This window comes from Microcystis sp. M53603_WE2 (genome assembly GCF_030065435.1).
In genome coordinates, this window is the sequence record NZ_JASJFF010000750.1 from 1 (window position 1) to 1,512 (window position 1,512).

Annotated in this window: 2 protein-coding genes; both read left to right on the top strand. The window is 47.1% G+C overall.

Annotated features, from left to right (window positions below; all coding sequences use genetic code 11):
• Positions 1–163, top strand: a 163-nt coding sequence (locus tag PX481_RS16190) for a ribosome-binding factor A (protein WP_502888610.1), incomplete at its 5' end; no start/stop codon positions are given.
• A 232-nt stretch (positions 164–395) separates the two neighbouring features.
• A partial coding sequence (locus tag PX481_RS16195) for a glycoside hydrolase family 3 N-terminal domain-containing protein (protein ID WP_288094992.1) occupies positions 396–1,512 on the top strand: 1,117 nt, incomplete at its 3' end.

Below are 1,512 nucleotides of genomic sequence, written 5' to 3' on the forward strand. Positions count from 1 at the left end.
CCGGCGTGAACTGGGTCAACGCATCCGTCTCAGACGTACCCCCGAAGTGGTCTTCCTAGAAGATTCTTCCCTCGAACGCGGCGATCGAATGTTACACCTTCTTGATCATATTAAAAGCGATCGACCCCCAGAAGATGACGATTCCGCTATCAGTGACCAGTGAACAGTAGAGGATAACTAAATTTAGGCAAAACTGGCAACTTAAAACTTAAACCTGATAAATTTCCAGAAACTAAAACCTAATTGGTTAGGCTAAAATCTCTGATGTGCTTAGTTTCTAACTTTCTTTTTAGCTAGGAGAATTGCCAGATTCTGCCTTTTGCCTCTTGTCTGTTGCCTCTTGCCTTCAGAAACTGATAACTGATAACTGATAACTGATAACTGATAACTGAATAGTGAGCGATCGCATTTTATCCCTAAAAGAACGTATTGGTCAGATGATAGTAGTCCGCGCTTCCGGCTATCTCTTTGACCAACAAATCCGCTATCCTGCTTGGGAACCTGTCAACGCCACCCTGAAACATTGGTTAGAAACCCTCCACCTCGGTGGGGTAATTCTCTTAGGAGGCAGCGCCGCCGAAATCGCTTTCCGTAGCCAACAATTACAAAGTTGGTCCAGCGATAATCCTCTCCTCATCGCCGCCGATATCGAGGAGGGAGTCGGCCAAAGGTTTTCCGGTGCTACTTGGTTTCCCCCCCCGATGGCTTTAGGAAAAATAGCCGAAAAAAGCTTGACAAAAGCCACAGAATATGCTAAGGAAATGGGAGCAATTACCGCTAAGGAGGCTCTAGCGATCGGGATTAACTGGATTTTAGCCCCAATTGTCGATGTGAACAATAATCCCGACAATCCGGTTATCAATATTCGTTCCTTCGCTGAAACTCCTGAAATCGTCGCTAATCTAGCTCAAGCTTTTATTTTAGGGGCGGATTCCTATCCAGTTTTGACCACGGCCAAACATTTTCCGGGCCACGGTGACACCAGCAATGACTCCCATCTCGATCTTCCCATCATCAACCACGATCATGATCGCCTAGAAGTGATCGAATTGCCGCCCTTTCAAGCTGCAATCGAGTCGGGGGTTGATAGTATTATGTCAGGCCATCTGTTAATTCCCGCTTGGGATGACGAATTTCCCGCCACTCTTTCCTCGAAAATTCTCGGGGAAAAACTGCGCCAAAATCTCGGTTTTCAGGGTTTAATCGTCACCGATGCCCTGATTATGGGAGGAGTGACCAAAATTGCCAGCGCTGCCGCCCTAGCAGTGAGGGCGGTACAGGCGGGGGCCGATATACTGTTAATGCCTCCCGATCCGATCGAAGCGATCGAAGCGGTGTATAGTGCCGTGCAAGGGGGTACAATTAGCGAAGCCAGAATTAATGATTCTTGGCAGCGTATTCAACGAGCAAAAGAGAAATTAGGGCAAAGACAGCCATCCTTAGAATCCTTAAGCAGTTTAGCGGCACCGCAAGCTCTAGAGATTGTCAGCGATATTTTAAAAGATTCCCAAA